Annotated in this window: 9 protein-coding genes; 3 read left to right on the top strand and 6 right to left on the bottom strand. The window is 53.4% G+C overall.

The genetic code is table 11. The features are described from left to right. Positions 1-51: 51 nt before the first annotated feature. The 3 genes from GQF00_RS07040 to argA all read left to right on the top strand — a co-directional run bounded on the left by GQF00_RS07040 (position 52) and on the right by argA (position 3,677). A complete protein-coding gene (locus GQF00_RS07040; RefSeq protein WP_161318464.1) occupies positions 52-732 on the top strand; it encodes a TIGR00153 family protein in 681 nt (226 codons plus the stop codon). Positions 733-742: 10 nt separating this feature from the next. Continuing rightward, complete coding sequence (locus GQF00_RS07045; RefSeq protein ID WP_161318465.1) at positions 743-2,011, top strand: inorganic phosphate transporter; 1,269 nt, start codon at positions 743-745, stop codon at positions 2,009-2,011. A 346-nt stretch (positions 2,012-2,357) separates the two neighbouring features. After that, positions 2,358-3,677 carry an amino-acid N-acetyltransferase gene (gene argA, locus GQF00_RS07050; RefSeq protein ID WP_161318466.1) on the top strand — a complete coding sequence of 440 codons (1,320 nt, stop codon included), beginning with the start codon at positions 2,358-2,360 and terminating at the stop codon, positions 3,675-3,677. A 373-nt stretch (positions 3,678-4,050) separates the two neighbouring features. On the opposite strand, the gene GQF00_RS07055 is transcribed toward argA, so the two are convergent. From GQF00_RS07055 to GQF00_RS07080, 6 genes are all read right to left on the bottom strand, one after another. Continuing rightward, positions 4,051-4,680, bottom strand: a complete 630-nt coding sequence (locus GQF00_RS07055) for a tetratricopeptide repeat protein (RefSeq protein WP_161318467.1) — start codon at positions 4,678-4,680, stop codon at positions 4,051-4,053. A gap of 77 nt (positions 4,681-4,757) precedes the next feature. Further along, on the bottom strand, positions 4,758-5,627 hold the full coding sequence (locus tag GQF00_RS07060; RefSeq protein ID WP_161318468.1) for a YecA family protein: 870 nt from the start codon (positions 5,625-5,627) through the stop codon (positions 4,758-4,760). After that, positions 5,624-6,160 carry a hypothetical protein gene (locus GQF00_RS07065; RefSeq protein ID WP_161318469.1) on the bottom strand — a complete coding sequence of 179 codons (537 nt, stop codon included), beginning with the start codon at positions 6,158-6,160 and terminating at the stop codon, positions 5,624-5,626. The genes GQF00_RS07060 and GQF00_RS07065 overlap by 4 nt, the downstream gene beginning before the upstream one ends. 88 nt (positions 6,161-6,248) lie before the next feature. Further along, entirely contained in the window at positions 6,249-6,830 is a 582-nt protein-coding gene (locus GQF00_RS07070; RefSeq protein ID WP_161318470.1) for a hypothetical protein, read from the bottom strand. Positions 6,831-6,882: 52 nt separating this feature from the next. After that, on the bottom strand, positions 6,883-7,245 hold the full coding sequence (locus GQF00_RS07075) for a hypothetical protein (protein ID WP_161318471.1): 363 nt from the start codon (positions 7,243-7,245) through the stop codon (positions 6,883-6,885). A gap of 131 nt (positions 7,246-7,376) precedes the next feature. After that, the gene (locus GQF00_RS07080; protein WP_161318472.1) at positions 7,377-7,889 is read right to left on the bottom strand and encodes a DUF2199 domain-containing protein; all 513 of its coding nucleotides are present in this window, start codon (positions 7,887-7,889) and stop codon (positions 7,377-7,379) included. Positions 7,890-7,995: the final 106 nt, after the last annotated feature.

Below are 7,995 nucleotides of genomic sequence, written 5' to 3' on the forward strand. Positions count from 1 at the left end.
CCCTGGCACCATGGGAAGATACCAACACCCTAACCTGGATCCGAGGCACTTATGTCCTTAGGAAGCTCCATTGCCGGCCTGTTTGGCCGCTCCCCGATCAAACCCCTCCAGCAACATTACGATACCGTGCACGAGTGCGCCTGCAGCCTGGCCCAATTCTTTGACGCCGTTATCGCCGGCGACTGGGATCAGGCCCGCACCCTGCGCAAACAGGTAGCCAAGCTGGAAAACCAGGCTGACGAGCTCAAGAAAGAATTTCGCCTGAACCTGCCCAAGAGCCTGTTCCTGCCCATGCCGCGCACCGATCTGCTTGAGCTGATCAGCGTGCAGGACAAGGTGGCCAACAAGGCCAAGGACATCTCCGGCCTGATGCTGGGTCGGGAAATGTCCATCCCCGCCCCCATCGCCGATGCCATGCGCAGCTATGTACAGGGCGCCATCGACACCTCAGCCCAGGCCCAGAAAGCCATCAATGAGCTGGACGAGCTGATCGAAACCGGCTTCAGTGGCCGCGAAATTCGTCTGGTAGAAGAGCTGATCGAAGAACTGGACCGCCTGGAGCGCGCCAATGACGAGCAACAGATCGTCATTCGCTCCACCCTCTTTAAACTGGAAAGCGACCTGTCCCCGGTGGACGTCATCTTCCTCTACAAGATCATCGAATGGGTAGGCGATCTCGCCGATCGCGCCCAGAAAGTGGGCGGCCGCCTGCAGATGTTGGTCGCACGCTAGGAGAGTTCTTATGGAGTGGATGCTAGAGCATACCTACCTGATGCTGTTGCTGGCCGGCGCGTTCGGCTTCCTGATGGCCTGGGGGGTGGGTGCCAATGACGTCGCCAACGCCATGGGCACCTCGGTGGGCGCCAAGGCGCTCACCGTCAAGCAGGCGGTGATCATCGCCATTATCTTCGAATTTGCGGGGGCCTATCTGGCCGGGGGCGAAGTCACCGCCACCATCCGCAAGGGCATCATCGATGCCGAAACCTTCTCCCATGCCCCCCAGTACCTGATTTACGGCATGATGTCCGCGCTACTTGCCGCCGGCATCTGGCTGATGGTCGCCTCCTGGTTCGGCTGGCCGGTCTCCACCACCCACTCCATCGTCGGTGCCATCGTCGGCTTTGCCGCCGTAGGCCTGGGCATGGATGCGGTGCACTGGGACAAGGTGGGCTCCATCGTCGCCAGCTGGGTAACATCGCCACTGCTGGCCGGGGTCATCTCCTTTGCCTTGATACGCAGCGTGCAGAAGCTGGTGCTCAACCACGATGACCCTTTCGAACGGGCCAAGAAAGTGGTGCCCTACTACATGTTCCTGGTCGGCTTCGTGATCTCCATGGTCACCATGGTGAAGGGCCTCAAACACGTAGGCCTGCACCTGACCTTCCTGCAAAGTTTTCTCTGGGCGCTGGGTGGCGGCGCCATCGTCATGGCCGCAGGCTCCATGTTCCTCAAGCGCATCAAGCCTGACCCGGAGGCCGACAAGGACTTCCGCTTCAGCTCCGTGGAACGGGTGTTCGCCGTACTGATGATCTTCACCGCCTGCGCCATGGCGTTTGCCCACGGCTCCAACGACGTGGCCAACGCCGTCGGCCCGCTGGCCGCCATCAACAGCGTACTGGCCTCCGGCGGCCAGGTGGGCGCCAAAGCCCCCATGCCCAGCTGGATCCTGCTGGTAGGTGCCATGGGTATCGTCTTTGGTCTCGCCATTTTCGGCGCCCGGGTCATGGCGACAGTCGGCAAGAAAATCACCGAGCTGACTCCCTCCCGCGGCTTCGCGGCCGAACTGGGCGCCGCCACCACCGTGGTCTTGGCCTCCGGCACCGGCCTGCCCATCTCCACCACGCATACCCTGGTGGGCGCCATCCTCGGCGTGGGCATGGCCCGCGGCATCGGCTCCCTGAACCTGCGTGTGATCAGCACCATCTTCACCTCCTGGGTGGTCACCCTCCCGGCAGGCGCCCTGCTCTCCATCCTGTTCTTCTACTTCTTCAAGGGACTGTTTGGGGCGTAATCGAATGCCTGACGCCTGATGCAAGACGCTAACGCCGCCCTCCGGGCGGCGTTTTTGTTTGACGTAACTTCCGTCATCGCCATTGTGGGAGCTTGCCTGCAAGCGATTCACCCTACTGAGAATGCATAAAGTTTCGAGTCTCGAGTAACGAGTTTCGAAAGCCCCACTCTGCCTTTCAGGTTTTCGCAACTCGAAACTCGCATCTCACAACTGACCTTTTTCGCCTGCAGGCAGGCTCCCACAACGACGCAGTAGCCGACCGCTAGCGCCCGCACGCCCCCACTGGCTATACTGGCCAATCAATCACTTACTGCCCCTTCAAGGGTAAAGCAGCAGGGAAAACACCGTGTCCAGCACCACACCCGACAATCAGGTCCATTGGTTCCGCCACTCCTCGCCGTACATCAACGCGCACCGTGGTCGTACCTTCGTGGTCATGCTGGCCGGAGAGCTGCTGGATGAACCGCGTCTGCCCACCCTGATCCACGACCTGGCCCTGCTCAACAGCCTCGGCATCAAGCTGGTCCTGGTCCATGGTGCTCGTCCGCAAATCAGCGCGCGACTCAAGGACGCAGGCATCGAATCCAACTTCGAACAGCACATGCGCATCACCGATGCCGCTGCGCTGGATGGTGTCATGGCCGCCGTGGGAGCCCTGCGCCTGAAACTGGAAGGCCTGTTTTCCATGGGGCTGGCCAACTCCCCCATGCACAACGCCAGCATCCGGCTGATCAGCGGCAACTTTGTGGTCGCCAAACCGGTAGGAGTGCGTAACGGCTTTGATTACCAGCATACGGGCGAAGTAAGGCGCATTGATGTGGACGCCATTCGCCAGCAACACAATGCCGGCAACGTGGTATTGCTCTCCCCGCTGGGCTGCTCGCCCACCGGGGAACTGTTCAACGTCAATGCCGAAGAGGTCGCCTCCACCGCCGCCATCGCCCTGGGTGCCGACAAGCTGATCCTCATGGGTAACGACCTGCGGCTTGCCGATGGCAGCGACAACCTGCTGCGGGAACTGTCGCCCCAGGAAGCGGGCAAATTGCTCGCCGAAGACCTGTTCAAGGACAGCAATATCGACCGCCAACTCACCGCCGCCTGCCATGCTGCCAGTAATGGCGTGGGCCGGGCCCACTTGCTCGATGCCAATGTGGACGGCGCCCTGATCAAGGAACTGTTCACCCGCGACGGCTGCGGCACCCTGGTGACCCGGGAAACCTACGAAACCGTGCGCGGCGCGCGCATTGAAGACGTGGGGGGCATTCTCGAACTCATCGAACCGCTGGAGGCGGACGGCACCCTGGTGCGTCGTTCACGGGAACTGCTGGAAAACGAAATCCAGCGCTTCGCCATCACCGAACGGGACGGCATGGTCATCGCCTGCGCCGCCCTCTATCCGTTCCCGAACGACAAGACCGGCGAACTGGCCTGTGTGGCTGTGCACCCCAGCTACCGCAAAGGGGAGCGCGGCGCCCAGCTACTCGCCTACCTGGAACGGCGAGCCCGCGAACAGGGCCTGCAAAGCCTGTTCGTGCTCACCACCCTCACCGCCCACTGGTTTCAGCAGCAAGGGTTTGAAGCGGCAGGCGTGGACGCGCTGCCAGGGGCCCGACAGTCGCTGTATAACTGGCAGCGGAATTCGAAGGTGTTTGTGAAGCCGTTGTAGGCGGATAGTCTCTCGCTACTATCTCTTTTGTAGGAGCGCCAGTTATTCGCTGCGCTCACCCCTTCGGGGCCGCCTTGCAGGCGTTCCTTCGCTTCGCTCGGTGAGACGCGAATCCGAGGTGGTGATGGCGTCTTACTTGGATGACTTGCTGCCAACCGGTGATGCCATCACATCAATAACCGTGCACGTCCTCGCCGGACAGGCCCAAAGGGGTGCTGCGCGACACCCCTCTGGACTCCCCCGCGCCCCGACTCCGTTCCTCGACTCACTCTAACAGGGAACGGCCGGCCAGGAAGGGTTGAGGTTATTCAACGCCTCAAACACCGGCATGGTGAAGTTGGCGGCATTTTCTGGAACAAAAAAGGTGACAGCTTTACCATGTCCGAGTGCTTTGACTTGTTAAATTTTTTATTGCCATAAGCTTTTCCAAAGATTTTTGGCTCAAGCTTGATTTTGGCACCAACTTTACCACCTCATTGTAATCATCGGCAGCTCTATGATATTTATTAATCTCCTCATAAGCACCTGCTCTACCATAGTATGCAAGCGCAAATTCATTATTTATCCGAATTGCCGAGCTGTATTGATATATTGCTTCAGTATAACTTCCATTCCTTTTAGCTATTGCTCCTAATCCGGCATATGAATAAATCAAGTTGCGATTTAACGATATTGCCTTCTCATAGCAGCTTTTAGCTAAAGCAACATCATTAAGGTAAAAGTAAGCTGTACCTAGACCATGATAAGCAGCATACTCATTAGGGCTTTTATCGATTATATCGCGATAGATTTTTATAGCTTCCGAATAATTTTCATCCTGAATTAATTTAGTCGCTTTCCGCAAAGCATCGTTATTTTTCTCTAAATATGGCCTTCCTTCATCCCGAGATTGGAAGCCTCCTTCAACATCCTGTGTTTCGATGTGTTTGTAATCACGATTATCGCAAGCCTGAAGCACCAACAAACATGAAAAGATAAAAGCTGAGATGTAATTCTTCATCATAAATTTAACGCCAAGCTCACCCGCCGAGTGCCGCATTGCGGCGCGAGGTCGGGTGGAACGCCGTGTTATGCGCAGCCCTATAGCAGTAGCTCATTTTCCGGCAGCTCCTTATTTGGCGGCACATAAAAATGAATTTGTAGGTGCGGGATAGTAATAACCGCCTTACCAGAACAGCAATCCCCAAACTGCTTTCCGGACATGCACGGGCAAGGTCTATCTGCAGACACATGCGCCAACTCCGAAGCCGTCAAGTTTCTTGTCGTTGCCTCGGGCGTCCATCCGTGAAATGGGGAAGCGACTCGTTCTACGACGAATCTCACGTTGCCATAGTCATAGTGATCTCGCCGATCCCCGGTTTCTTCATCAGCAAGGAATGCCACCGAATACTTCTGGACGGGGGTTTCTACTGCAGATATTGACAAGAACTCCAGCTCTTCAACCTTGTGGTAACACATTTCTCCATTATAAATCTCGAACTTCATATGACCACAATTGGAACGAGGCGAAACGGTAGCACCACAAATGCTGCACGCAATCTTCTTTTTCAATATCTCAGGACTAAAGAACATCTTGTATGGATATAGGCGTTGCCAGCGCTCAACCATGGACTCGATATAGGCGATGCGGTGCAAATCACTATCGTTCTGAGCATAGTGGCGCCTGAGAGCTGCAATTTCTATTTCACATCTCTCTAATTGGCACCACGCCTGATAGAATTCGTGTTTCTTTAGCAGGTCAAACGCCTCTATGAATCCGCGCTGAATAGTTAGAATTGTTTCTGCTTGCCAGAACAGGCTTGCTTCGACTTGATCTTCGCGCTCCACGGCCTTCGCTTTAGCCTCACGGATTTGTTCTTCGGCAAACTCAGCATGAACGAACGACGATTTCCTCTCCGGCGCTCGTAATCGGCGAAGAGCATCGACAGCTCTAGACAACGCTTCGGTCATTTCGATTCCCTAGCGTCTGACTCTCCGTCAGTGGCTTTGCAGTTTCGAGCCAACTCACCCACCTTGTCTGCCAACAACCCAAAGTCTTCCGCCTTGCCAGTGAATTCAAACTTAAACGCCTTACACTCATGATCTTCGACGACGAGTGCGACCTCGACATTGTCTGTTGGTTTTGCTTTTAGGTTGTCATAGAGGTAGTTGGTCAGCAGACCAACGATTAATGGCGCGGCCACGTAGGTAGTTATAATCGTACTAAATCGGTGGGTAGCCGAATGAAGAGCAATCTCCATGTACTCTTCATCGCTTGCGCACACCTCTACAGAGGTGGAATCCTCCAGATTCGTTCGCAAGTACTTGAATAGTGCAGCCGTGTCTTGATGAAAAACAAACGGCACACCCTGACGGAAGTCCTTCTCAGGAACGATCAGTACGTCCGCCGATTCAATCTGAGCAAAATGATCTTTTGCAAGCCCTTGGTGCAGCCAATAACCCTTACCTTCTTCGGTCGGAGTAACAGTAATAATCTGACTCATTGGCATCTTCCGTATCTATTTTTGCGCATAACGCCCGCGTAATAGGCGCGAGCTTGCGAGCGTCCTAATTGACGCACTTGTTAGCAGATCACAGCGCATAGTTGATGCCAAACTCAATATCAACAAACGTAGTGCCATTAAAATAAGCGTCATCGGCGCGAATTAATTTTTGTATTGGCAACAAACCCGCGTTCTCGGCCAACTCTTTATGATAATAAAGATTGGTGATATATAGCGCTGCAAAACTGTTTAGTGTGTTTTTTAAACTCGCCTGTGCGAAATGAGTGTCACGATGATGTTTCACCTTATTGCAAGCAGTCCACCAGGCTGGCGACTTATCTTTCCCCCAGTCTTCGAACGGCTTAAGCTTTAGGCCCCACCTAGGTATATGGACCTTAAAATCAAAAATCTGAGGTAATTTATCGCGAAGAACTGTTTCGTATTTACCAACACTCGATGCCTTTGAATCCACATCGATTTTTGTGCAGATGCTTTTTAGTAGAACATCAACTTCAGATGCCGCTGCAACCAGCAACCGAGCCAATTCGTGAGAATAGGTTTCTTGATTGGCCTTACAAGGCTCAATGTATCTCGTCATTGCCTCCACATCACTTTCTATGGTTAAAAAATAATTCCAGTGATTGAGAGATTTTCCTTGTCGTATTCCCACTCTTATTCCCTGCTAACGCCGCGCTCTGCCGCTTGTCGGCAGCAGCGCCTTGTTAACTTTTTGCTTTTCGTCTCAAGGTCATTTTTCCATTTTCAAAGGAGATTTCCTCATAGTCTTTGAAAACAGCTATAACTAAAGAAACACCTAACGCTGTAGCGGCGATAATTGCTGCGATTTCTGCACCTGTTAATGCAGCAGCAGGCGCCGCTGCCAGATACGAAAGACCGCCAGTCACAGGGGCTGTAAAGGTAGCCACACCCAAAGTTGCAGCCAAGACCGCTAATGCAACCTTTCCCAGCAGAGCCACTTTCTTAGCTTTCTTCAGCTTCCCTGCCAGATCTCCTACAACAACAATTTCTTTCACTTTTGCCTCTTGTGCGGCCTTTAATTCTTCTCTTGTCGATACGGTTTCCATAACCCCTCCTATAAAGTTAACGCCTTGCTTACCGGCCCAACGGAGCAGAGCAAGCTTGTGGTAAAGTTTGCGCAGCAAACCACAAGCTTGCGGCGCGTAGTTGGGTCCGAGTACAGCAAATTGTTATGTGCTTACTGCGAGCCATGCATCATAGCCTCGTATATTTCGACAAGCCTTTCTTTAGTGATACCTTCGCGCTGGTCGACGGAAATAGGATGATCAGTTGGCTCTAATTCGATATACGGTCGAATCCCATTGTCTCGCAAATGCACTTTAGTTTTTAAATTTACACAGGACACATCGTAAACCTTGAAGTCACCGCAGTGCCAGCCAAAGAATGGGCCAATATGTGAGCGTTTTTCTTGACTGAAATATTCAATGAATTTAAGAAAACTTTCCTCGCTCAGTGATACCCATGTACCCCAAACAAAAGGATCATCATATCCTTGGACTGGAATTTCTATACAGCCACGAATATAAAAATCCTTGCCATCTATAACGCAGTCATCCGACCCGAGATCAACTCTTTCATCGCGTTCCTCTTCGGGAATTTGCAATACAGTTATCGGATAATTCGCCCCAAATGTCGGAATGCCCTTATGAGTTTCTCCACAACAAGAGCATTTAAATTCAAATTCGCTCATAGTTCTCCGCACACATAACGCCGCCAGCAGAGGCGCGAGCTTGCGAGCGTCCTGCTGACTGGCTTTGTTAAATGCGTTTCCATCAGCCTAAAATCCACAGGCTAGG

This window comes from Alcanivorax sp. DP30 (genome assembly GCF_009882945.1).
Taxonomy (GTDB): Bacteria; Pseudomonadota; Gammaproteobacteria; order Pseudomonadales; family Alcanivoracaceae; genus Alcanivorax.

Excerpts from the sequence above, each read along its gene's own strand:
- GQF00_RS07060 (WP_161318468.1), bottom strand. The coding sequence starts at position 5,627 with ATGACCGAAGCGTTGTCTAGAGCTGTCGATGCTCTTCGCCGATTACGA.
- GQF00_RS07040 (WP_161318464.1), top strand. The coding sequence starts at position 52 with ATGTCCTTAGGAAGCTCCATTGCCGGCCTGTTTGGCCGCTCCCCGATC.
- GQF00_RS07045 (WP_161318465.1), top strand. The coding sequence starts at position 743 with ATGGAGTGGATGCTAGAGCATACCTACCTGATGCTGTTGCTGGCCGGC.
- GQF00_RS07065 (WP_161318469.1), bottom strand. The coding sequence starts at position 6,160 with ATGAGTCAGATTATTACTGTTACTCCGACCGAAGAAGGTAAGGGTTAT.
- GQF00_RS07075 (WP_161318471.1), bottom strand. The coding sequence starts at position 7,245 with ATGGAAACCGTATCGACAAGAGAAGAATTAAAGGCCGCACAAGAGGCA.
- GQF00_RS07080 (WP_161318472.1), bottom strand. The coding sequence starts at position 7,889 with ATGAGCGAATTTGAATTTAAATGCTCTTGTTGTGGAGAAACTCATAAG.
- GQF00_RS07055 (WP_161318467.1), bottom strand. The coding sequence starts at position 4,680 with ATGATGAAGAATTACATCTCAGCTTTTATCTTTTCATGTTTGTTGGTG.